Here is a 23,107-nt window from a genome sequence, read left to right on the forward strand (position 1 = left end):
CGTGGGGTGTGCGAGGCCTCAGGTCCCGAAGGGCGTCGAGACCGAGGACGGGGAGTGGTAGTCCGTGCCGTACCGGTCGCTGCCCCTCTTGTCCATGAAGTCGGTCAGGATCGCCGCGAACATGAGCCCGCCCAGCACGATCCCGACGATGCCGAGGATCATCCCGGCCAGCGCCATCCCGGAGTTGTTGGCCTCGCCGCGGGCGGCGCGCTGGCGGCCCAGGACGCCGAAGACCACGCCGAGGATGCCCAGGACGACGGCGAACACGCTGGTGATGCAGCCGACCACGGACAGGATGCCCAGGACCAGCGCGGTGACGCCGAAGCCGTTGCGCGGAGCGGCGTAACCGCCCGGGTAGCCGGGGTAGCCCGGGTACCCCGGATAGCCCCCCTGGTATCCGTACGCGCTCGGATCGGGCTGGCCCGGATAGCCGTACTGACCGGCCGCGGGCGGGGCGGGCTGCGCCGGATAGCCGTAGGCGGGCATCGACGGCCCGGCCCCCGGTATCGGTGCGGCCCCGGGTATCGGCTGCTGCGGCGCGCCGCCGAAGGACCCGCCCGCCGTGCCGAACGGCCGGCCCGTGTCGTCGGCGCCCGGCATGCCCATGATGGTCGGCTGGTCGTGGACACCCGACGTGCCGGGCGCGCCCGGTGCGGGCGCGCCCCCCGGCGCACCCTGCTGCTTGCCCAGCTCCACCGCGGGCCGCTCCGGCGGCGCCCACGGGTCGTTGGGCTCGGGGCTGTGTTCGGTCATGCGGCGCCCCCCTCTCGTACAGCCATGCTACGGGCTGCCGCCGACAGGCCCGGGGCTGCCTACGATGAACCCCAGACCTGCCCGCACGCGCGTCCCGACGGAGACTCCTCATGCCCGATCTGCACCCCTTCATCGCGGGGCTGCCCAAGGCCGAACTGCACGTCCACCACGTCGGTTCGGCCTCGCCGCGCATCGTGGCCGAACTGGCCGCCCGGCACCCCGACTCCAAGGTCCCCACCGACCCGGAGGCGCTCGCCGACTACTTCACCTTCACCGACTTCGCGCACTTCATCGAGGTGTACCTCTCGGTCGTCGACCTGGTCCGCACCCCGGACGACGTCCGGCACCTGACGTTCGAAGTCGCCCGCGACATGGCCCGGCAGAACATCCGGTACGCCGAACTGACCATCACCCCTTACTCCTCCACCCGCCGGGGCATCGAGGAGAAGGCCTTCATGGCGGCCATCGAGGACGCCCGCAAGGCCGCCGAGGCCGAGCTCGGGGTCATCCTGCGCTGGTGCTTCGACATCCCGGGCGAGGCCGGCCTGGAGGCCGCGGCCGAGACCGCGCGGCTCGCCGTGGACCTGCGCCCCGAGGGCCTGGTCTCCTTCGGCCTCGGCGGCCCCGAGATCGGCGTGCCGCGCCCGCAGTTCAAGCCGTACTTCGACCAGGCCCGCGCGGCCGGTCTGCACAGCGTGCCGCACGCGGGCGAGACCACCGGTCCGGAGACCATCTGGGACTCGATCCACGAGCTGGGCGCCGAGCGCATCGGCCACGGCACCAGCGCCACCCGGGACCCGGAGCTGCTCGCCTACCTCGCCGAGCACCGCATCGCGCTGGAGGTCTGCCCGACCTCCAACATCGCCACGCGCGCGGTGACCGACCTGGACGAACACCCGGTCAAGGAGATGGTCGCGGCGGGCGTGCTCGTCACCATCAACAGCGACGACCCGCCGATGTTCGGCTCCGACCTCAACAACGAGTACGCGGTGGCCGCGCGCCTGCTGGAGCTGGACGAGCGCGGCCTGGCCCAGCTCGCGAAGAACGCCGTCGAGGCGTCCTTCCTGGACCCGGCGGGCAAGGCGAAGCTGACGGCGGAGATCGACACGTACACCGCCGCGTGGCTGGCTCCCTGACAGGCTCCCGGGCACCCGCGGAGAATGGGGATCATGCGCACTCTGACTGCAGTCGGCCACCGCGGTGATCCCTATCGCGTCCGTGAGAACACCCTGCCCTCGCTCCGCTCCGCGTTCGCGCGCGGAGCGGACGCCGTCGAGATCGACGTGCGCCTGACCCGCGACGGGGTGCCGGTGCTGCTGCACGACGACACCCTCAAGCGGCTGTGGGGCCACGACGTGCGGCTCGACGCCATGACCGCGGCGCAGCTGCGGGAGCTGACGGAGGGCCGGGTGCCGACCCTGCGGGAGGCCCTGATGGCCACGGGCGCGGCACGCGTGATGATCGACCTGCCGGGCGCGAGCGCGGAGGCGGTACGGACGGTGGTGGGCCAGGTGCGCGAATGCGGGGCGCGCGAGCGTTCGTACTACTGCGCGGGCCCGAACACGATGCTGGCCGTCCGGGCCGCCGATCCGGGCGCGGAGATCGCGCTGACCTGGACCACGCTGAGCCCGCCGCGCCGGGTGCTCCTCGACGCGGTGGCGCCCGCCTGGCTCAACTACCGCTTCGGGCTGGTGGACCGGGGGCTGGTCGACGCGCTGCACGCGGACGGGCTGCTGGTGTCGGTGTGGACCCCGGACACCAAGCGGTCGATGCGCAAGGTGCTGGCGGCCGGCGTGGATTCGGTCACCACGAACCGCGTGGACGCGCTGGCGGCCGTGCGGGCCGAGCGGGCCGGGTCCGGCTCGTGATACGCGCCTGGGGGGAGCGGGTGCGGCGCGCCGACCCGCGGTGGCAGGACCTGGGGCTGACGCTGCTGGTGCAACTGGCCGTCACCATGCCCTTCGTGGTGCCCCGGTCGGCCGATGCGCCGCCCGCCGACTGGGCTTCGTACGCGATGACCACGCTCGGCGTGCTTCCGCTCGTCTGGCGGCGGCGGGCTCCGGTGACCGTGCTGGTCACGATCCTGGCGGTGGGCGGCGCGTACAAGCTGACGATCGACGGGCCCGGGCAACCGCTCCCGTACGCGGCGCTGATCGCCTTCTACACGGTCGCCCTGCTGTGCGCGGCCCGGGTCCGGCTGGCGGTGGGCGGGCTCACGGTCCTCGCGGTGGCCCTTTCGGTGGGCTGGAACACGGGGACCGCGCGCGAGCTGCTGTTCACCCTCTTCGTCTCCGGCGCGGCGTACGCGCTGGGGCGGCTGCAGCACACCCGGCAGGCCTACACGGCCGCGGTGGAGGACCGGGCGGAGCAGCTGGAGCGGGCGAACCGGATCGAGGCGGAGCAGGCGGCCGCCCGGGAACGGGCGCGGATAGCCCGGGAGATGCACGACATCCTCTCGCACGCGGTCAGCATCATGATCGTGCAGGCGGAGGCCGGCCCGGTGGCGGTCCGGCGGGCCCCCGAGCGGGCGGAGGCGGCCTTCGACGCCATCGCGGAGACCGGGCGGGACGCCATGGCCCAGCTGCGGACGATGCTCGGGGTGCTGCGGACGGACCACGCCTCGCCCCGGCGGCCGCCGCCGGGGATCGAGGAGCTGGCGGACCTGCTGGACCGGGTCCGGGGCAGCGGTCTGGAGGTGGCGTACGAGCGCACCGGCGCGGTGCGGGCGCTGCCCGCCGCGCTGGAGGCGACCGTGCACCGGGTGGTCCAGGAGGCGCTGACGAATGTGGTGAAGCACGCCGGGGCGTCGCGGGTGGCGGTCACGCTGGAGTACGGGCCCCACGCACTCGGGGTGACGGTGACGGACGACGGCCGGGGACCGGCCCGGGCGGTGCCCGCCGCGGCGGGCGGTGGGCAGGGGCGCGGTCCCGGTCACGGGCCTGGGGGGAACGGTCATGGACACGGCCTGATCGGTATCCGGGAGCGGGCGGCGGCCCACGGCGGAACGGCCCGGTCCGGTCCGGCGCCGGGCGGCCGCGGCTTCGAGCTGCGCGTCAGCCTTGTAACCTCGCCGCCGGAGGTGGGGAATTGACGATCCGTGTGGTGGTCGCGGACGACCAGGAGCTGGTGCGCAGCGGTTTCGCGATGATCCTGGACGTCCAGGAGGACATCGAAGTCGTCGCCGAGGTGGGTGACGGCGCGGCGGCGGTGGCGGCGGTGCGCGAGCTGGCGCCGGACGTGGCGCTGCTGGACATCCGGATGCCGGTGCTGGACGGGATCGAGGCGTGCCGGGAGATCTCGGCGCGGAGCGCCTGCCGGACGGTGATGCTGACGACGTTCGACGCCGACGAGTACCTGTACGAGGCGTTGCACGCGGGGGCCGGCGGGTTCCTGCTGAAGGACGTGCGGCGGGACGATCTGGTGCACGCGGTGCGGGTGGTGGCGGCGGGCGAGTCCCTGCTGGCGCCGTCGGTGGCGCGGCGGCTGATCGAGGAGTACACGGCGGCGACGGCGCACGGCCGGCTCGCCGGCGGGGCCGCGGGGGCAGGAGCGGCTGCGGGGGCCGCCGGGGCGGAGCGGCGGCTGGAGGGGCTGACGGCCCGGGAACGGGAGACGCTGCTGCACTTGGGGCGGGGGCTGTCGAACGCGGAGATCGCGGCGGCGCTGGTGGTGAGCGAGCACACGGTCAAGTCGCACGTGGGGAACGTGCTGGCGAAGCTGGGGCTGCGGGACCGGATCCAGGCGGTGATCTGCGCGTACGAGACGGGGCTGATCACGGCGGGGACGGTGGCTCCCTCGCAGGGTTCTCCCTCTGGAGAGGGAGAGTCGGGCGTGGCGACTCCCCCGCGCCGGTGAGTTGTCACACCGGTGAAGACCCCTCTCACTGGTGATCCACAACACCCCCTGTGAGCAGCACCATTGAGTCATCGGGGGCCGCGGTGGCCGCCGGAACACAGCAGCGGACTCGCAGGGGGAACCACCATGAACGCTCGTACGCGCACACTGATCGCCGCCACTCTGGTCCTGGGCATCGCCTCCGGTCCGGTCGTCGCCCACGCGGCTCCGGCTCCGGCGCGGAGCGCGGCTCCGGCCGGGGTCGCGCAGCCCACGGTCTCCACTCCGCCCAACGCGGCGGCGCTGGCGCAGGCGATCGCGGGGCTCGGCGCCGGGAACAAGGACGCGACCGCCGCGCTGGTGCGGGTGGGCGGTTCGAGCGGGAGCTGGCAGGGCGGTTCGGGCGTCGCGGATGTCCGCAGCGGCCGGGCGGCGGTCGTCGAGGGGCGGTTCCGGGTGGGATCGGTGACCAAGACCTTCACCTCGGCGGTGGTCCTCCAGCTGGCGGCCGAGGGCAAGGTGAGCCTGGACGAGCCGGTCCAGCGGTACCTGCCGGGCCTGCTGCCGGGCACGTTCAAGCCCGTGACGGTGCGCCAGTTGCTCAACTACACGAGTGGCATCCAGTCGGCCGACGGTCCGGGGGACGCCTTCTCCGACGCCTTCGCCCACCGGTTCGACATCAACGACCCGCACGCCATGATCGCCAACGCGGTCGCGAAGGGGCCTGCGTTCGACCCGGGGACCAAGCAGGACTACCTCAACATCGACTACACGATCCTGGGCGTGCTGATCGAGAAGCTGACCCACACCCCGTACGCACAGGCCGTCGAGGCGCGGATCATCAAGCCCCTGGGGCTGCGCGGCACCTCGTTCCCGGGGCCGGCCCGGGTCGGGATCCGAGGGCCGCACAACCACGGCTACCAGGCGGTGCCGCAGGCCGACGGGAGCCGTGAGCTGGTCGATGTGACCGAGTGGAACGCCTCCGGCGAGTTCGCCGCGGGCGACCTCATCTCGACCACGGCGGACCTGGAGCGCTTCACCGTGGCCCTGTTCAGCGGGCGGATCGTGCCGAAGGCGCAGCTGGAGGAGATGTTCACCGTGCCGAAGGTGAAGACGGTCGACGGTGCGGACGCGGACCTGAGCGCGGGCATGAAGCGCTTCGTGCTCCCCGACGGGGTGGTCGCCTGGGGCAAGACCGGTGGCCGGTACGGGTACAACACGGCGATCGGCGGCACCCGCGACCTCTCCCGCACCCTGGTCTATTCGGTCAACTCCACGGACGCGAAGGGCAAGGAGATGAATCCGATAGCCCTGGCGCTGGTGATGGCGGCCTTCAAGAAGTAGCGGCGGCCGCCCCCGCCGGTGCGCCGGTCATCGCCTCCAGCCGCTTGATCATGCGGCGCAGCACCAGCAGGGGGATCACCCCGAAGACGCCGAACGACATGTCGATGACGCTCCACCAGATCGGGATGCCGCGGATCGGGCCGCAGATCAGGGCCAGCGGGATGATTCCGGCGCAGGCGATCATGCCCGCTTCGACGATCCAGATGTTGCGGACCGGGTCGCGGTGGACCCCGTAGAAGAACACCGCGATCACCAGGTGGGCGAAGGCGAGCCAGTCGGTTCCGTAGAGGAGGAAGGGGTAGTCCGCGTCGGCCCGCTCCAGGCCCTCGCCGACCCGCCGCAGCCACTCGTGGGAGACCAGGGAGTTGGCCCAGTGGAGCTCACTGACCAGGGGGAAGGCGGTGAGCCCGCTGAGGACGAGGCAGACGATGAACAGGGCCAGCCAGGCTCTGATCCGACGCAGGAGCACGCTGCTTTCGATCATGGATCGAAGCGTACGCCGAATTCTGAACGCGTTCAGCAAAAATCCCTGAACATGTTCAGTTCTGTGGCCGGACCGTGACTGTGACCGTGACTGTCATCGTGCCCGTGACCGCGCCCCGCGGCGCTCAGAGACCGACGATGGCGTTCCAGCGCTTCGCGAAGGACCGCCGCTCCGCCGTCGCGATGTCCCGGGCCACGACGAGCCGCTTGCGCATCTCGTCGTCGGGGAAGATCAGCGGGTTCTCCGCCAGTTCGGCGGTGTCCTTGTCGCCGGACGCGGCCATCACCTCGCGGGCCGCGGGGACCGGGCAGACGTAGTTGACGGAGGCGGCCAGTTCGGCGGCGATCTCGGGCTGGTAGTAGTGGTCGACGAGGGCCTCGGCGCTGGCCTTGTGGCGGGCGAGGTTGGGGATCATCAGGCTCTCCGCCCACAGCTCGGCACCCTCCTCCGGCACCACGAACGCGATGTCGGGGTTGTCGGCCTGGAGCTGGATGGCGTCGCCCGAGTAGGCCTGGCAGGCGAGCACATCGCCCTTGCTGAGGTCCGACGTGTAGTCGTTGCCGGTGAAGCGGCGGATGTGCTTCTTGCGGACCATCTCCTCCACCTGGTCGCACATGCGGTGGAAGTCCGGCTCGGTCCACCGCGTGACGTCCACGCCGTTGCCCTGCATCAGCAGGGAGAAGGACTCGTCCAGCCCGGAGAAGAGCGTCACCTTGCCCGCCAGGTCGGGGTGCCACAGATCCTTGGTGGACTTGATCTCCCGGCCCAGCGCCTTGCGGTTGTAGGCGATGCCGGTGATCCCGCACTGCCAGGGAACCGTGTGCAGGCGGCCCTGATCGAAGGCCGGGGAGCGCAGCTGCGGGTCGAGGTACTTCGCCACGTTCGGCTGCGCCGCGCGGTTCATGGTCTGGGCCCAGCCCAGCCGCACGAACCGTGCCGCCATCCAGTCGCTGACCACGATCAGGTCGCGGCCGGTCTCCTGGTGGTTCATCAGGGCCGGGCTGACCTTGCCGAAGAACTCGTCGTTGTCGTTGATCTCCTCGGTGTACTTCACCTCGATCCCGGTCCGCTTCGAGAACGCGTCCAGCGTCGGGCGCCGGGTCTCGTCCTCCTCGTCGGTGTCGATGTAGAGCGGCCAGTTGGCGAAGGCCAGGCTCCGGTCCTCAGCGGACCGGTCCGTGCCTTCCCGTCGGCCCTCCGGGACATAAGCGGCGGGCACACCACAGCCGACGAGGCCGGCCAGCAGGCCCGCGGCACCGAGGCCGCGCAGCGCCGCGCGGCGGGAGAGAGCGAGTTCAGGCATGCGCACAGACTGGGCGAACGGCGAAGGGGCGGGCAATAGACATGTTGTCTACTGCCCACCCCCTGAGCGAACGGCGGTGATCGATGCGCCGCCGCGGGATCAGCCGTCGAGCGACGTCATCACGTGCTTGATCCGGGTGTAGTCCTCGAAGCCGTAGGCGGAGAGGTCCTTGCCGTAGCCGGACTTCTTGTAGCCGCCGTGGGGCATCTCGGCGACCAGCGGGATGTGGGTGTTGATCCACACGCAGCCGAAGTCCAGGTTCTTGGACATGCGCATCGCGCGGCCGTGGTTCTTGGTCCACACCGAGGAGGCGAGGGCGAACTCGACGCCGTTCGCGTAGTCCAGGGCCTGCGCCTCGTCCGTGAAGGACTGGACGGTGATGACCGGGCCGAAGACCTCGTTCTGGATGATCTCGTCGTCCTGCTGAAGGCCCGAGACCACGGTCGGGGCGTAGAAGTAGCCCTTCTCGCCGACCTGGTGGCCGCCCGCCTCGACCTTGGCGTGCGCGGGGAGGCGCTCGATGAAGCCCGCGACCTGCTTCAGCTGGTTCGGGTTGTTCAGCGGGCCGTAGAGCACGTCCTCGTCGTCCGGCTGGCCGGTCTTGGTGTCGGCCGCGTTCTTGGCGAGCGCCGCGACGAACTCGTCGTGGATCGACTCGTGGACGAGGACGCGGGTGGCCGCGGTGCAGTCCTGGCCCGCGTTGAAGAAGCCCGCGACCGCGATGTCCTCGGCGGCCTTGGCGATGTCGGCGTCCTCGAAGACGACGACCGGAGCCTTGCCGCCCAGCTCCAGGTGTACGCGCTTGACGTCCTTGGCCGCGCTCTCCGCGACCTGCATGCCCGCGCGCACCGAGCCGGTGATGGAGGCCATCGCCGGGGTGCTGTGCTCGACCATCGCCCTGCCGGTCTCGCGGTCGCCGCACACGACGTTGAAGACGCCCTTGGGCAGGATCGAGTCGATGATCTCGGCCATCAGGATCGTCGAGGCCGGGGTGGTGTCCGAGGGCTTGAGGACCACGGTGTTGCCCGCGGCGATGGCCGGGGCGAACTTCCACACGGCCATCATCATCGGGTAGTTCCACGGCGCGACCTGGGCGCAGACGCCGACCGGCTCGCGGCGCACGATGGAGGTCATGCCCTCCATGTACTCGCCGGCCGAGCGGCCCTCGAGCAGACGGGCGGCGCCGGCGAAGAAGCGGATCTGGTCCACCATCGGCGGCAGCTCCTCGCTGGCCGTGAGGCCCAGCGGCTTGCCGGTGTTCTCGGACTCGGTGGCCACCAGCTCCTCCGCGCGCGCCTCGAAGGCGTCCGCGATCTTGAGGAGGGCCTTCTGGCGCTCGGCGGGGGTGGTGTCGCGCCAGCCCGGGAAGGCGGCCGCGGCGGCTGCCATGGCGGCGTCGACGTCGTCCTGCCCGGACAGCGGGGCGGTGGCGTACACCTCGCCCGTGGCGGGGTTGACGACCTCGGTGGTCCGCCCGTCGGCGGCGTCCTTGAACTCCCCGCCGATGTAGTTGCGCAGACGACGCAGTTCGCTGGTCACTACGGCCACTCTCCTGATCACATGTCCAATGGTTGAGACAAAACCCCAGCCTAGCTCCTCGGGAGACGCTTTCGACAGAGCCAGCGGCCACGAACTGCGAAATCCGCGTAATCCGAGACCTCTAACAACGAATTACATCGGTTACCGCTTGCGGAACAGACGACTCCTCGTGCACAGTGAGGTCGTGGTCAGTCGAAGCGCAGATTCCAGGAACAGACAACCGTCCCCTTCGGTCGATGCTGTGTCCCTGGCGATCATCGAGCAACTGCAGGAGGACGGACGCCGTCCCTACGCAGCGATCGGCAAGGCCGTCGGCCTGTCCGAAGCCGCTGTGCGCCAGCGCGTACAGAAGCTGCTCGACCAGGGCGTCATGCAGATCGTGGCCGTCACCGACCCCCTCACCGTGGGTCTGCGACGTCAGGCGATGGTCGGCATCAATGTCGAGGGGGACCTCGATCCGGTGGCCGACGCGCTGACAGCGATGGCCGAGTGCGAGTACGTGGTGATGACCGCGGGCTCCTTCGATCTGATGGTGGAGATCGTCTGCGAGGACGACGACCACCTGCTCGACACGATCAACAAGAAGATCCGCGCGCTCCCCGGCGTGCGATCCACCGAAAGCTTCGTTTACCTGAAGCTGAAGAAGCAGACCTACATGTGGGGAACCCGATAACCGTGAGCCAGGACCTCTCCAAGACCGCGTACGACCACCTGTGGATGCACTTCACCCGCATGTCGTCCTACGAGAACGCGCCCGTCCCCACCATCGTCCGGGGCGAGGGCACCTACATCTGGGACGACAAGGGCAAGCGCTACCTGGACGGTCTCGCCGGACTGTTCGTGGTCAACGCCGGTCACGGCCGCAAGGAACTGGCCGAGGTCGCCTACAAGCAGGCCCAGGAACTCGCGTTCTTCCCCATCTGGTCGTACGCGCACCCCAAGGCCGTCGAGCTGGCCGAGCGCCTCGCCCACTACGCCCCCGGCGACCTGAACAAGGTCTTCTTCACCACGGGTGGCGGCGAGGCCGTCGAGACCGCCTGGAAGCTCGCCAAGCAGTACTTCAAGCTGCAGGGCAAGCACACCAAGTACAAGGTCATCTCGCGTGCGGTGGCCTATCACGGCACCCCGCAGGGCGCCCTGTCCATCACCGGTCTGCCGGCCCTCAAGGCCCCCTTCGAGCCGCTGGTCCCCGGCGCGCACAAGGTGGTCAACACCAACATCTACCGCGCCCCGATCCACGGCGACGACCCGGAGGCCTACGGCCGCTGGTGCGCCGACCAGATCGAGCAGGAGATCCTGTTCGAGGGCGCGGACACCGTCGCCGCCGTCTTCCTCGAGCCGGTACAGAACGCCGGTGGCTGCTTCCCGCCGCCGCCCGGCTACTTCCAGCGCGTCCGCGAGATCTGCGACCAGTACGACGTGCTGCTCGTCTCCGACGAGACGATCTGCGCCTTCGGCCGTCTCGGCACGATGTTCGCCTGTGACAAGTTCGACTACATCCCGGACATGATCACCTGCGCCAAGGGCATGACCTCGGGCTACTCCCCGATCGGTGCCTGCATCATCTCGGACAAGCTCGCCGAGCCGTTCTACAAGGGTGACAACACCTTCCTGCACGGCTACACCTTCGGTGGCCACCCGGTCTCCTCGGCGGTGGCCCTGGCCAACCTCGACATCTTCGACAAGGAGGGCCTCAACCAGCACGTGCTGGACCACGAGGACGCCTTCTTCTCGACCCTGAAGAAGCTGCACGACCTGCCGATCGTCGGTGACGTCCGCGGCAACGGCTTCTTCTACGGCATCGAGCTGGTCAAGGACAAGAACACCAAGGAGTCCTTCACGGACGAGGAGACGGAGCGCGTGCTCTACGGCTTCCTCTCCAAGGCGCTCTTCGAGAACGGCCTGTACTGCCGTGCCGACGACCGCGGCGACCCGGTCATCCAGCTGGCCCCGCCGCTGATCGCCGACCAGGGCACCTTCGACGAGATCGAGGGCATCCTGCGCTCGGTCCTCACCGAGGCGTGGACCAAGCTCTAGACCGGTTCCCGGCTCCGCCGGTCCCCACGGCCCGGATCCTCCGTTCGAGTGAGAACGGAAGGTCCGGGCCGTGTGCTGTAGCCGACCAAGTCGTTCGTCTCTTTACATCTCATTGCGGTGCCAGTGACCAAGCGGGCTCCGCTTCGTTCCCCCGGACGGAGGTGTACGCCATGGTTGCTCCACCGGACAACGACGTGCTCTGGGCACGCTCCCTGCACTACTCCCACAGCGGTTCGCCCGGCCTCATCGGTGTCTCGGTCGGCGTCCGCCAGGGCGAGATCGTCGCCGTCACGGGACCCCGCGGCAGCGGCAAGACCACCCTGCTGCGCTGCCTGGCCGGGCGGCTCGTGCCCGAACAGGGCGAGGTCTGGTTCGACGGCGTTCCCGTGCACACCATGGGAGCGCTGGCCCGGGAACGGCTGCGCCGCGACCGGTTCGGCTGGATCGGCCCCGAGCCCGGGCTGCTGCCCGAGCTGAAGGTGTGGGAGAACGCGGCGCTGCCGCTGCTCCTCTCGGGCGCCTCGCACCGTGCCGCCAAGCACGCCGCCTGCGAATGGCTGGACCGGCTCGACATCGGCGCCTTCGCCCGCAAGCGTCCCGCCGCCCTGACCCGCGCCGAGTCGCAGCGGGTCGCGCTGGCGCGGGCCCTCGTCGGCGAGCCCTCCGTGATCTTCGCGGACGAGCCGACGGCCCCGCTGCACCGCGCCGAGCAGGCCACCCTCCTGCGTACCCTCACCACCGCCGCCCGCTCGCACGAGATCACCGTGCTGCTGGCCACCCACGACGAGCGGACCGCCGGGGCCGCCGACCGCCGGGTGGCCCTCCTCGACGGGCGTCCGGCCCCGGGCACCTCCGCCGACGGAGCCATGGACCCCGACGCGGACACGGACACCGGAGCCGGCGCCGACACGGGTACGGACTCGGGCACGGACCCCGGCGCGGCGGACCCCGGGCTGCCGACCGAGGCGGAAGGCCAGGGCGCGTGCTCGCTCTCCGCCTGACCCGGGGCTCCCGGCCGCTCGTCCAGTTCCGCCGCCTGCTGGTCGCGGCCGCCTCCGCCGGGACCGGGTTCCTGCTGCTGTACGTGCTGGCCGGGGCGCTCGCCGGGCCTGCCGGATCGTTCCCCCGGCTGCTGTGGACCCTCGTACCGCTCGCCACGACCGTGCACTTCGCCGTCGCGGTGGCCCGTACGGACCCCGCGACCCGGCCCCGCGAGGGGATGGACGCGGCCGGGCTGGGGCCCGTACGGCGCGGGCTCGTCGCGGCGATCTCCACCGCCATCGCCTGCGCCCTGGGCAGCGCGCTCGCGCTGGCCGTCTTCCTGCACCTGCGCGGGGAGGTCTCCGGCCTGCCCTTCGACGGCGCCGGGGCCTCGCTGCTGCACGCGGACCAGCCGGTCCCGGTCGCCGCGGCGCTGACCCTGCTCGCGCTGGTGCCGCTCATCGCCTCGGCGTCGGCCGCCCTCGCCCTGCGGCCCGGGGCCCGGGGGCCCCGTACCCCGCAGGCCGAGCTGCCGTGGGGCATCTCACTCACCGCCTGCGGACTGGCCGTCGAGGCCTACGCGGGCCCCGGCGGGCCCGGGATGCTCACGGGCTGGGCGCTGACCGCGGTCGGGCTGTCCCTGGCCGGGCCTGGCCTGGCCTACGCCTGCGGAGCCCTCGTCCAGGCGGTGCGCCCCGGAGCGCTGCGGCTCCTCGCCGGGCGGACCCTCCAGGAGGAGGCGCCCCGGGTCGGCCGTCCCCTCGGCGTGCTGTGCGCGGTGGCGGCGGGCGCCCTGACCGCCCTGGCCCTGCGCGGGAGCGGCGGGCTGCACGTGCCGCTGGGGCCGCTGACCGGGCCGACGGCCGCGCTGGTCGGCGCCTGCGCGGCCGCGACCCTGCTGACCACGGCCGTCGAGATCCGCCAGGCCCGGGCGGGGGCCCGCGAGACCCTGCGCGGCCTGGGCGGGGCGGCCGGCGTCCTGCGCGGCGCCGTGGTCCTGCGGGCCGTCGCGCTCCTCGCCGTCTGCGCCCCGCTCAGCTGGGGTGTGGCGCAGCTGACGGTGCTGGCTTTGACCCGCTGACCGGTACAGCCCTTAGGGTGGGCGAAATGGCTTACCCGGACATCGAGATCGAGACCCTCGCCGAATTCGACCAGGTCGTCGCCCGCGGCGACCTGAGCGGCTACCGCATCCAGTCGGTCAATCTGCTGGAACGGACCCTGGCCCTGCTGTCGGCCGACACCTCGGCGGCCGTCTTCCTCGGCTGCCCCATGGAGCCGGACGCGGCCGCGAAGGTGCGCGCCGACGGAGCCCTGGTCTTCCCCCCGGTGCCCGACCTGCCGTTCAACCCGTACCGGGGGCTGCTCTACACCCCGGAGGAGCTGTTCGCCTCGCTCCCTTCCGGATACGAGGCCACCCCGGACGCCGAGGCGTACTCCTGGTTCCAGGAGACGAAGGCCGACGGCGACGTCTTCTCCTCCATGCTGCGGTCCATCCACGACGACGCCATCTCGGACGCGCTGGACGAGCACCTGAGGGGCGCGCGCGTGGTGGGCGTCATGGGCGGCCACGCCATGGCCCGCGGCGGCGCGGACTACGCGGGCGCGGCGCGCCTCGGCCGCGCTCTGGCGCGGACCGGTCTGACCGTGGCCACCGGTGGCGGCCCGGGCGCGATGGAGGCGGCCAACCTCGGCGCGTACCTGGCTCCGGCGGCCGACGACGCCCTCGCGGAGGCCCTGGACATGCTGGCCAAGGCTCCGTCCTTCGTCCCCTCGGTGTCCGACTGGGCGCGGGCGGCCTTCGCCGTGCGGGAACGCTGGCCCGGCGGCGGCGACTCGGTGGGCATTCCGACCTGGTTCTACGGTCACGAGCCGCCGAACCCCTTCGCCGGTCACATCGCGAAGTACTTCGCGAACGCCGTCCGCGAGGACGGCCTGCTGGCCCGGTCCAACGCGGGCGTGGTGTTCCTGCCGGGCGCGGCCGGCACGGTCCAGGAGATCTTCGACGCCGCCACCCCGAACTACTACGGGTCCCACGGCGAGCCCGCCCCGATGGTCCTGGTCGACCGCGCGCACTGGACCGAGCGGCTGCCGGCGTGGCCGCTGCTGCAGGCCCTGGCCGCGGGCCGTCCGATGGAGGCCCGGATCGCGCTGGTCGACTCCGTCGACGAGGTTCCCGCGGTGCTCGCGTCATTCGGTGAGCCGTACGAGGCAACTCCAGGGGCCGTTCCGTCGTCTGGCATAGGTAATAGGTAAGCAAAAACCTGCCAGACGTGAACGGAGCCCTCTGTGCTCATAGGCCTGTTGACCGCTGTCGCGGCGTCCATCTGTTACGGCACGGGATCCGTCCTGCAAGCCGTGGGATCCCGCAAGGCGGCCCGGAGTTCCGCTGCCGGCGCGGGGGTCACCCAGCACGGCGGCCCGAACCTCGCCTCCACCGCGAAGGCCGCGATGACCTGGGAGTTCATCGTCGGCACGATCCTGGACTTCCTGGGCTTCGGGCTCGGCGCGCTGGCCGCGAGGCTGCTGCCGCTGTTCCTGTCCCAGACGGTCATCAGCGCCAACCTGGTGATCACCGCCGTGCTGAGCGTCAAGATGCTCGGCATCCGGCTGACCCGCAAGGAGTGGACCTCGATCGGTGTCGTCTGCGGCGCGCTGGTGCTGCTGGCGACCGCCGCGGGGCACGAGGGCGGGCACTACGCCCCGGCGGCGACGCACTGGTGGCTGCTGGCGGTGACCGCGCTGATCATCGTCGGCGGGACGGTGGCCGTACGGTTCCTCGGCGGGCGGGCCGCGATCCTGGCGGGTCTGCTGTCGGGGCTCGCCTTCGGCGCGATGGGGGTGGGCGTACGGATCCTCGACGGCGTCGGGCCCTTCGCGCTGGACGCGCTGCTGGCCGACCCGGCGCTGTACGCGATCCTCCTCGCCGGCACCGGGGGCATGTACCTGCACACGGTCGCCCTGCAGATCGGCTCCGTGAACGGGGCGACGGCGGCGCTGGTCGTCGGCGAGACCGTGCTGCCGGGGGCGATCGGTGTCCTGTGGCTCGGGGACGCGTCCCGTCCCGGGCTGGCGTGGCTGGCCGTCCTGGGCTTCGCCCTGGCGGTGGCGGGTGCGGTGGCCGTGGCCTGGTACGGAAACCACGACACCCCGGCCCCGGAAACCGCCGCCACCCCGGTCCCGGTCCCCTGACCCCCGGCCCGGGCGGGCCCCCCACCCGCCCGGCCCCACCCCGCTCCGCCGTACCCCGCCTCCGGCGAGCCCTCAATCGCCGGGCAGGCTGAATCTGGCACCTGGCCGCCTGCCGACTCAATCACCACCCTGCCCGACGTCGCCTCCGGCGAGCCCTCAAACGCCGGGCGGGCTGAATCTGGCACCTGGCCGCTGGCAGGCTCAATCGCCACGCAAGCTGACGTCGCCTCCGGCGGGCCCTCAAACGCCGGGCAGGCTGATTGAGGCCCGGGCCCACCCCAGCACTCTGCCAACCCGGGCAACCCAATCCAGCCCCGCCGGCGTTTGAGGCGCCCCCGGAGGGCACACCCAGCCGCAGGCCACCGCCCCAGGCCCGCACACCCCACCCCCGCTACCGCCCCAGGCACACCACGCACCAGCACGCTGCCAACCCGGGCAACCCAATCCAGCCCCGCCGGCGTTTGAGGCGCCCCCGGAGGGCAGGCCCAGCCGCAGGCGACCAGCCCAGGCCAGCCACACCCCCGCCCCGCTGCCGAGCCGGGCGGCGCCCCACCCCGGCCCCGCCGGCCCCGCCGGCGATTGAGGCGCGCCCGGGCGCGGGCCGGGGGCGGGCGAGGCGGCTACTCCGGCGGGAGGACCACCACCTCGGACGGGGTGAAGGTGACCGCCACGCGGTCGCCCCGCGCCGGGGCCCCCGCCAGCGCGCACTCGGCCTCCAGCACCGGCCCCGCCACCCCCCGCAGCAGCAGGGCCACATGCGTCCCCCGAAAGGTCCGGCCCTCCACCACGCACGGCAGCCCCACACCCCCCGGCACCACACTCCCCGGCACCACACCCGCCGGCCGGACCAGCACCCGGCAAGGCCCCTCCGGCGACCCGGCCGGAACCGGGATCCTGCCCCACACGGTGTCGGCCACGCCCCCCGACACCACCGCCGAGACGACGTTCTCGAAGCCGAGGAATCGCGCCACGAACTCCGACGCCGGCCGCTGCCAGACCTCCAGCGGCGTCCCGGCCTGCGCGATGCGCCCGTCCCGCATGACGACCACCCGGTCGGCCAGCGCGAAGGCCTCCCCCTGGTCGTGGGTCACGGCCAGCACGGTCGTACCGAGCCGCGAGAACAGTCCCCGCAGCTCGACGACCAGCCGCTCCCGCAGCCCCCGGTCCAGCTGCCCGAGCGGCTCGTCGAGCATCAGCAGCCGCGGCGAGGGCGCCAGCGCCCGGGCCAGCGCCACCCGCTGCTGCTCACCGCCGGACAGGGAGGCCACGGCCCGGCGCTGCGCACCCGGGAGCCCGACCAGCTCCAGCAGCTCGGCCACCCGGGCCTCGTACGACGACCGCGCCGCACCCCGCATCCGCAGCCCGAAGGCCACGTTCCCGCCGACGTCCCGGTGCGGGAAGAGCTGGTGGTCCTGGAACATCAGGCCCACCCCGCGCCGGTGCACCGGCACCCCGCCCTGATCCTCGCCACCGAGCAGCACCCGCCCGGCGGCGGTCGCCTGGAGCCCGGCGACCACCCGCAGCAGCGTGGACTTGCCGCTCCCGCTGGGCCCCAGCACACACACGGTCTCGTGCTCGGCGACCGCCAGGTCCACCGCGTCCACGACCGCCCGCTCGCCGAAGCGCACCGAGACTCCGCTCAGTTCCAGCAGGGTCATCAGAACTCTCCGGAGGTCTTGTCGGGGCGCAGTCGCTCCAGCACCAGCAGGGACACCGCGCACACCAGCATCAGGATCGTGCTCAGGGCCATCGCCTGCCCGTAGTTCATCTCGCCCGCGCGCCCCAGCAGCCGCGCCACGGCCACGGGCAGCGTCGGGTGGTCGGGGCGGGCGATGAAGACGGTCGCCCCGAACTCGCCGAGCGAGACCGCGAAGGCGAATCCGGCCGCGATCAGCAGCGCCCGCCGCACCAGCGGCAGGTCCACCTCCCGCCAGGCCCGCAGCGGCGACGCCCCGAGCACGGCCGCGGCCTCGCGCAGCCGCCCGTCCACCGCGCGCAGGACCGGCAGCATGGTGCGTACGACGAAGGGGACGCCGACCAGTGCCTGGGCCAGCGGCACCAGGATCCACGACGTCCGCAGATCGAGCGGCGGCTCGTCCAGGGTGATCAGGAAGCCGAAACCGACGGTCACGGCGGACACGCCCAGCGGAAGCATCAGCAGCGCGTCGAACCCGCGCACGAAGCGGCCCCCGCGCCGGGTGAGCGCCGCGGCCGCGAGCCCCCCGATGACCAGGGCGATGGCGGTGGCGGCGACGGCGTACTGGAGCGAGTTCCAGATCGCCTCCAGCGGCGGCACCAGGAAGGTTCCGCCCCCGGCGCCCACGTCCTGCAGGGCCCGGTAGAAGCCGAGCCCGTACCCGCCGGGCGCGTCGAAGGACCGTTCCACCAGCACCGCGAGCGGCGCCGCGATCAGCAGGGCCACCGTCAGGAGCACCGAGCCGAGCAGCATCCGCTGCCCCGCGCCGCGCGGCCGCTGCGCGGTCCGCGCGGGATCGACGAGCCGCAGGGCCGTCTCCCGCTTGCGCACGGTCCAGGCGTGGACGGCGAGGACCGCGCCGACGGCCACGAACTGCACCATGGTCAGGACGGCGGCGGTCGGCAGGTCCAGGAGCTGCGCCGTCTGGCGGTAGACCTCCACTTCCAGGGTGGAGTACGCCGGTCCGCCGAGGATCTGCACGACGCCGAAGGAGGTGAAGGTGAACAGGAACACCATCAGGGCGGCCGCGGCGACGGCCGGGCCCAGCGCGGGCAGGGTCACCCGGCGCCAGGCGGCGAACCGTCCCGCGCCGAGCACCCGGGCGGCCTCTTCCTGGCGCGGATCGAGCTGCGCCCACAGGCCGCCGACCGTGCGGATCACCACGGCGTAGTTGAAGAAGACGTGGGCGAGCAGGATGGCCCAGACGGTGGTGTCCAGCCGTACGCCCCACAGCTCGTCCAGCATTCCGCCGCGGCCGACCAGGGCCAGGAAGGCGGTGCCGACGACCACCGTGGGCAGCACGAACGGAACGGTGACGACCGCCCGCAGCAGCTGCTTGCCGGGGAACTCGAAGCGCGCGAAGACGTACGCGCCGGGCAGCGCGATCAGCAGGGTCAGCGCGGTGGAGGCCAGCGCCTGCCAGGTGGTGAACCACAGGACGTCGCCGATGTCGGGCCGGGCGAGCACCTCGCCGATCCGGCCGAACTGCCAGCCGTCGTCGTTCTTGAGCCCGCGGCCGACGATCGCGGCGACCGGATAGGCGAAGAAGAGGGCGAAGAAGACGAGGGGTACCGCCATCAGGGCGAGCCGCACCGCGACCCCCCGGCGCCCCCCGCCGGGGCCCGGCGCCGCGCCCCCCGACGCCGCGCCGGACCCCGCCTCGGCGCTTACTTCACGACGAGCGAGGACCATGCCTTGACCCACTGCTCACGGTTCTTCGCGATGGCGTCGGGAGCGACCGTCTCCGGCTTCTCGATCACCACACCGTGCTTCGTGAAGATCTCGGGCAGCTTCGCGTCCTTGACCACCGGGTTCACGAACATCTGGAGGGGCATGTCCTCCTGGAACTTCTTGCTCACCAGGAAGTCGAGCAGGGCCTTGCCGCCCTCCTCGTTCTTCGCGCCCTTGAGCAGGCCCGCGAATTCGACCTGGCGGAAGCAGGTGCCGGTGGCGACACCCGTGGGCGCCTCGGCCGGCTGCGGCTCGCCGTACAGCACCTCGACCGGCGGGCTGGAGGCGTAGGAGACGACGAGCGGGCGGTCGCCCTTGGCCTTCTTGCCGCCCGCGGAGCCGGAGAACCGCTCGTTGTAGGCCTGCTCCCAGCCGTCGACGACCTCGACGCCGTTGGCCTTGAGCTTGGTCCAGTAGTCCTTCCAGCCGCCGTCGCCGTACTTGCCGACGGAGGCGAGGAGGAAGCCGAGACCGGGCGAGGACGTCGCGGCGTTCTCGGTGACCAGCAGGTCCTTGTACTCCGGCTTGATGAGGTCGTCCAGCGTCTGCGGCGGGGCGATCTTCTTCTCGGCGAAGTAGGCCTTGTCGTAGTTGACGCAGATGTCACCGGAGTCGACCGGGGTGACCCGGTGCTCCTTGTCGAGCTGGTACTCGGCGCCGACCCCGGCCAGGCCCTTGGCCTCGTACGGGGTGAAGATGCCGTTGTCGAGCGCGCGGGAGAGCAGCGTGTTGTCGACGCCGAAGAAGACGTCGCCGCGCGGCGAGCCCTTCGTCAGGATCTCCTGGTTGAGGGCGGCGCCCGCGTCGCCGCTCTTGAGCACCTTGACGGTGTAGCCGCTCTGCTGCTCGAAGTCCTTCAGGACCGCCGGGGTCACGTTGAAGGAGTCGTGGCTGACGAGGGTGATCGTCTTCGGCTTGGCCTCGCCGGTGGCGGTGCCGCTGCCGCCGTCGCCGCACGCGGCGAGCGTACTGACGCCGAGCGCGACGGCGAGCGCGCTGCCCGCGATCTTCTTGGTGGTGCTCATTGAATGCTTCCTCCTGGGATGACCAGGAGAAGACGCGGCCCTGCCCGGCGCCTCGCGTCACATGGACGCGAGAGCGGTCGCCGGGCAGGGCGCAACAGCTTGAGTGATGACCGAACTTCCTACCCGGAATGACCCGGGCGAGGTTCAGAGGGTCTGCGGTGACGGTTACCGCACTCTCAGCGCTGTGGCGCTCCCCTGTCGGAATATGCAGTTGGTTCCGGCCACAGGGTACCCCGCGGCCGGAACCACCGGAGGAAACCCGGAAGCTAGCGCTCCGATGCGGCGAGCTGGCCGCAGGCGCCGTCGATCTCCTGGCCGCGGGTGTCGCGCACGGTCACCGGTACGCCGTGGTTCGCGATGGCCTGGACGAAGGCACGCTCGTCCTCGGGGCGCGAGGCGGTCCACTTGGAGCCCGGGGTCGGGTTCAGGGGGATCAGGTTGACGTGGACGCGCTTGCCCTTGAGCAGGCGGCCCAGCCGGTCACCGCGCCAGGCCTGGTCGTTGATGTCACGGATCAGCGCGTACTCGATGGAGATCCGGCGGCCGGACTTGTCGGCGTACTCCCAGGCCGCGTCCAGCACCTCGCGGACGTTCCAGCGGGTGTTCACCGGCACCAGGGTGTCGCGCAGCTCGTCGTCCGGCGCGTGCAGTGAGACGGCGAGGCGGCACTTGAAGCCCTCGTCGGCGAACCGGAGCATGGCCGGGACCAGGCCGACGGTGGAGACGGTGATCCCGCGCTGCGACAGGCCCAGGCCGTCGGGCTCGGGGTCGGTCAGCCGGCGGATCGCGCCGACGACGCGGTTGTAGTTGGCCAGCGGCTCGCCCATGCCCATGAAGACGATGTTCGACAGGCGCGCCGGACCGCCGGGCACCTCGCCGTCGCGCAGGGCGCGCATGCCGTCGACGATCTGGTGCACGATCTCCGCGGTGGAGAGGTTGCGGTCCAGGCCCGCCTGGCCGGTGGCGCAGAACGGGCAGTTCATGCCGCAGCCGGCCTGCGAGGAGATGCACATGGTGACCCGCTCGGGGTAGCGCATCAGGACGGACTCGACGAGCGTGCCGTCATGCAGCTTCCACAGCGTCTTGCGCGTGGTGTCGTCGTCGCAGGAGATGTGCCGGATCACCGACATCAGGTCCGGGAGCAGCTCGTCGCGGAGCTTCTCGCGGGAGGCCGCGGGGATGTCGGTCCACTGCGCCGGGTCGTGGTTGTACCGGGCGAAGTAGTGCTGCGAGAGCTGCTTGGCCCGGAAGGGCTTCTCACCGATCGCGGCGACCGCCTCGCGCCGCTCCTCGGGGGTCATGTCGGCCAGGTGCCGCGGGGGCTTCTTGGCTCCACGAGGGGCGACGAAAGTGAGCTCTCCCGGAACGGGGCGGGCCATGGCAGGTACTCCTCGGTAAAGACGAAAGGCGCACCGCAAGAAGCAGCGCGCCTTTCTAGGGTAACCGCCCGGGCGCATCCGCCCCTCTCGGGCGGATTTCCCCGGTCCGTTCCCCGGTCCCCGCGACGGGTCAGGCGGTACCGACGAACGCCGCCAGCAGCAGCCACACCACGGGTGCGGTCGGCAGCAGCGAGTCCAGGCGGTCCATGATCCCGCCGTGCCCCGGAAGGAGCGTGCCCATGTCCTTGATGCCCAGGTCCCGCTTGATCATCGACTCGCCGAGGTCGCCCAACGTGGCGCTGACCGCGACCGTCAGGCCCAGCAGCAGGCCCTGCCACCAGGCGCCGTCGTCGATCAGGAACTCCATGCACAGGGCGCCGGCCGCCATCGCGAAGGCCACCGCGCCGAAGAGCCCCTCGCGGGTCTTTCCGGGGCTGATGCGCGGGGCCAGCTTGTGCTTGCCGAAGCGCCAGCCGACCGCGTACGCGCCCGTGTCGCTGACCACGGTCAGCAGCAGGAAGGTCACCACACGCTGCGGTCCGTCGTCGGCGGTGAGGAGCATCGCGACGAAGGTGGCCAGGAAGGGCACGTAGAACGCGGCGAAGACACCCGCCGTGACGTCCTTGAGGTAGTCCTCCGGCGGTTCCGTCATCCGCCACACGAGCACGGCGAGCGCGGTGAGGGCCATCGCCACCCAGGCGCCCTCGGCCCCGCGGACGTATCCCGCGATGACCATGGCCGCGCCGCCGACCGCGAGCGGTACCAGCGGGGCCTTGATGCCCTTCTGCTCCTGCAGGCGGGAGGTCAGCTCCCACAGCCCCACGACGACCGCGACGACGACGACGCCGACGAAGACGGCCTTGACGATGAACAGCGAGGCGAAGATCACCGCGCCGAGGCCGATGCCGACCCCTATGGCGGCGCGCAGGTCACGGCCGGCCCGCTTCTTCTGCGGGGGCTGCGAGGCGTCCTGCGGGGCCTGCGAAGGTGGGGTGGACATGGGCTCCTGCGGCGGCGTCTCGGCGCGGAACAGGGGGCCGCCCGCATCGGCGGCCCCCGGATCGCGTGCTTCCCGGTCGTCGAAGTCACGGCCGGCGGCATCGGGCACGATGGGCATGGGCCGAGTGTGCGGGCCCACCCGCGCATCGTATGCGGGACCCGCCGGAACCGGCTCCGCCCGCCAGGGAGAGTCGTTCATCAGACTTCGAGCAGCTCGGCTTCCTTGTGCTTCAGCAGCTCGTCCACCTGCGCGACGTACTTCGCGGTGGCGTCGTCGAGCTCCTTCTCGGCGCGGCGCACCTCGTCCTCGCCGGCCTCCTTGTCCTTCACCATCTTGTCGAGGGTGTCCTTCGCCTTGCGGCGGATGGAACGGATGGAGATCTTGGAGTCCTCGGCCTTGGTCTTGGCGACCTTGATGTACTCCTTGCGGCGCTCCCCCGTCAGCTCGGGGAAGGTGACCCGGATGATGCGGCCGTCGTTGCTCGGGTTGACGCCGAGGTCGGAGTCGCGGATGGCCTGCTCGATGTTGCGCAGGGCCGACGCGTCGAACGGCGTCACGATGGCCATGCGCGGCTCGGGCACCGCGAAGGAGGCGAGCTGGTTGATCGGCGTGACCGCGCCGTAGTACTCGGCCACGATCTTGTTGAACATCGCCGGGTGCGCGCGGCCGGTGCGGATCGCCGCGAAGTCTTCCTTGGCGACGACGACGGCCTTCTCCATCTTCTCCTCGGCCTCGAGGAGGGTTTCTTCGATCACCACGTGCTCCTGCATGTCTTGAATGGATGGTTCAGGCTGGCGGGGCCGGCCGGCCCC

21 protein-coding genes are annotated in these 23,107 nt (G+C 71.7%); 11 read left to right on the forward strand and 10 right to left on the reverse strand.

Annotation, left to right across the window (positions count from 1 at the left end; translation table 11 throughout):
• Positions 1 to 18: 18 nt before the first annotated feature.
• The gene (locus tag ABT084_RS09135; RefSeq protein WP_351039901.1) at positions 19 to 753 is read right to left on the reverse strand and encodes a DUF4190 domain-containing protein; all 735 of its coding nucleotides are present in this window, start codon (positions 751 to 753) and stop codon (positions 19 to 21) included.
• 110 nt (positions 754 to 863) lie between these two features.
• Here ABT084_RS09135 and ABT084_RS09140 point away from each other — a divergent pair, with 110 nt between their 5' ends.
• The 5 genes from ABT084_RS09140 (at position 864) to ABT084_RS09160 (ending at position 5,931) form a co-directional block, all read left to right on the forward strand.
• The gene (locus tag ABT084_RS09140; RefSeq protein WP_351039903.1) at positions 864 to 1,889 is read left to right on the forward strand and encodes an adenosine deaminase; all 1,026 of its coding nucleotides are present in this window, start codon (positions 864 to 866) and stop codon (positions 1,887 to 1,889) included.
• A 33-nt stretch (positions 1,890 to 1,922) separates the two neighbouring features.
• A complete protein-coding gene (locus tag ABT084_RS09145) occupies positions 1,923 to 2,621 on the forward strand; it encodes a glycerophosphodiester phosphodiesterase (RefSeq protein ID WP_351039906.1) in 699 nt (232 codons plus the stop codon).
• Positions 2,618 to 3,844 carry a sensor histidine kinase gene (locus ABT084_RS09150; protein ID WP_502968874.1) on the forward strand — a complete coding sequence of 409 codons (1,227 nt, stop codon included), beginning with the start codon at positions 2,618 to 2,620 and terminating at the stop codon, positions 3,842 to 3,844. The genes ABT084_RS09145 and ABT084_RS09150 overlap by 4 nt, the downstream gene beginning before the upstream one ends.
• Complete coding sequence (locus ABT084_RS09155; RefSeq protein WP_351039909.1) at positions 3,841 to 4,608, forward strand: response regulator; 768 nt, start codon at positions 3,841 to 3,843, stop codon at positions 4,606 to 4,608. Before ABT084_RS09150 ends, ABT084_RS09155 begins: the two co-directional genes overlap by 4 nt.
• 126 nt (positions 4,609 to 4,734) lie before the next feature.
• On the forward strand, positions 4,735 to 5,931 hold the full coding sequence (locus ABT084_RS09160; protein ID WP_351039912.1) for a serine hydrolase domain-containing protein: 1,197 nt from the start codon (positions 4,735 to 4,737) through the stop codon (positions 5,929 to 5,931).
• Here ABT084_RS09160 and ABT084_RS09165 read toward each other — a convergent pair.
• The 3 genes from ABT084_RS09165 to ABT084_RS09175 all read right to left on the reverse strand — a co-directional run bounded on the left by ABT084_RS09165 (position 5,921) and on the right by ABT084_RS09175 (position 9,257).
• Positions 5,921 to 6,415 (reverse strand): hypothetical protein, encoded by a 495-nt coding sequence (locus ABT084_RS09165; protein WP_351039915.1) that lies wholly within the window; start codon positions 6,413 to 6,415, stop codon positions 5,921 to 5,923. The genes ABT084_RS09160 and ABT084_RS09165 overlap by 11 nt on opposite strands.
• A gap of 124 nt (positions 6,416 to 6,539) precedes the next feature.
• Positions 6,540 to 7,718 (reverse strand): polyamine ABC transporter substrate-binding protein, encoded by a 1,179-nt coding sequence (locus ABT084_RS09170; protein ID WP_351039918.1) that lies wholly within the window; start codon positions 7,716 to 7,718, stop codon positions 6,540 to 6,542.
• 99 nt (positions 7,719 to 7,817) lie between these two features.
• On the reverse strand, positions 7,818 to 9,257 hold the full coding sequence (locus tag ABT084_RS09175) for a gamma-aminobutyraldehyde dehydrogenase (RefSeq protein WP_351039921.1): 1,440 nt from the start codon (positions 9,255 to 9,257) through the stop codon (positions 7,818 to 7,820).
• Positions 9,258 to 9,426: 169 nt separating this feature from the next.
• Between ABT084_RS09175 and ABT084_RS09180 the strand changes: the two genes are divergently transcribed.
• The 6 genes from ABT084_RS09180 (at position 9,427) to ABT084_RS09205 (ending at position 15,464) form a co-directional block, all read left to right on the forward strand.
• Complete coding sequence (locus ABT084_RS09180) at positions 9,427 to 9,930, forward strand: Lrp/AsnC family transcriptional regulator (RefSeq protein ID WP_037791052.1); 504 nt, start codon at positions 9,427 to 9,429, stop codon at positions 9,928 to 9,930.
• Positions 9,915 to 11,294, forward strand: coding sequence for an aspartate aminotransferase family protein (locus ABT084_RS09185; protein ID WP_351039925.1), 1,380 nt, complete (start codon positions 9,915 to 9,917; stop codon positions 11,292 to 11,294). The genes ABT084_RS09180 and ABT084_RS09185 overlap by 16 nt, the downstream gene beginning before the upstream one ends.
• A gap of 170 nt (positions 11,295 to 11,464) precedes the next feature.
• The gene (locus ABT084_RS09190; protein ID WP_351039928.1) at positions 11,465 to 12,295 is read left to right on the forward strand and encodes an ABC transporter ATP-binding protein; all 831 of its coding nucleotides are present in this window, start codon (positions 11,465 to 11,467) and stop codon (positions 12,293 to 12,295) included.
• On the forward strand, positions 12,277 to 13,356 hold the full coding sequence (locus ABT084_RS09195; RefSeq protein WP_351039931.1) for a hypothetical protein: 1,080 nt from the start codon (positions 12,277 to 12,279) through the stop codon (positions 13,354 to 13,356). Before ABT084_RS09190 ends, ABT084_RS09195 begins: the two co-directional genes overlap by 19 nt.
• A gap of 26 nt (positions 13,357 to 13,382) precedes the next feature.
• Positions 13,383 to 14,528 carry an LOG family protein gene (locus ABT084_RS09200; RefSeq protein WP_351039934.1) on the forward strand — a complete coding sequence of 382 codons (1,146 nt, stop codon included), beginning with the start codon at positions 13,383 to 13,385 and terminating at the stop codon, positions 14,526 to 14,528.
• Between the two features lie 33 nt (positions 14,529 to 14,561).
• Positions 14,562 to 15,464 (forward strand): DMT family protein, encoded by a 903-nt coding sequence (locus ABT084_RS09205; RefSeq protein ID WP_351039937.1) that lies wholly within the window; start codon positions 14,562 to 14,564, stop codon positions 15,462 to 15,464.
• 620 nt (positions 15,465 to 16,084) lie between these two features.
• On the opposite strand, the gene ABT084_RS09210 is transcribed toward ABT084_RS09205, so the two are convergent.
• The 6 genes from ABT084_RS09210 to frr all read right to left on the reverse strand — a co-directional run bounded on the left by ABT084_RS09210 (position 16,085) and on the right by frr (position 23,050).
• Positions 16,085 to 17,122 carry an ABC transporter ATP-binding protein gene (locus tag ABT084_RS09210; RefSeq protein WP_351039940.1) on the reverse strand — a complete coding sequence of 346 codons (1,038 nt, stop codon included), beginning with the start codon at positions 17,120 to 17,122 and terminating at the stop codon, positions 16,085 to 16,087.
• Positions 17,122 to 18,738 (reverse strand): ABC transporter permease, encoded by a 1,617-nt coding sequence (locus ABT084_RS09215; RefSeq protein ID WP_351040103.1) that lies wholly within the window; start codon positions 18,736 to 18,738, stop codon positions 17,122 to 17,124. The genes ABT084_RS09210 and ABT084_RS09215 overlap by 1 nt, the downstream gene beginning before the upstream one ends.
• An 89-nt stretch (positions 18,739 to 18,827) precedes the next feature.
• A complete protein-coding gene (locus ABT084_RS09220; RefSeq protein WP_351039942.1) occupies positions 18,828 to 19,916 on the reverse strand; it encodes a thiamine ABC transporter substrate-binding protein in 1,089 nt (362 codons plus the stop codon).
• 266 nt (positions 19,917 to 20,182) lie between these two features.
• Positions 20,183 to 21,295, reverse strand: a complete 1,113-nt coding sequence (gene rlmN, locus ABT084_RS09225) for a dual-specificity RNA methyltransferase RlmN (protein WP_351039945.1) — start codon at positions 21,293 to 21,295, stop codon at positions 20,183 to 20,185.
• A gap of 130 nt (positions 21,296 to 21,425) precedes the next feature.
• On the reverse strand, positions 21,426 to 22,493 hold the full coding sequence (locus ABT084_RS09230; RefSeq protein WP_351039948.1) for a phosphatidate cytidylyltransferase: 1,068 nt from the start codon (positions 22,491 to 22,493) through the stop codon (positions 21,426 to 21,428).
• The gene (gene frr, locus ABT084_RS09235) at positions 22,493 to 23,050 is read right to left on the reverse strand and encodes a ribosome recycling factor (protein ID WP_351040105.1); all 558 of its coding nucleotides are present in this window, start codon (positions 23,048 to 23,050) and stop codon (positions 22,493 to 22,495) included. The genes ABT084_RS09230 and frr overlap by 1 nt, the downstream gene beginning before the upstream one ends.
• Positions 23,051 to 23,107: the final 57 nt, after the last annotated feature.

The organism is Streptomyces sp. NPDC002138 (assembly GCF_040296485.1).
Classification (GTDB): Bacteria; Actinomycetota; Actinomycetes; order Streptomycetales; family Streptomycetaceae; genus Streptomyces.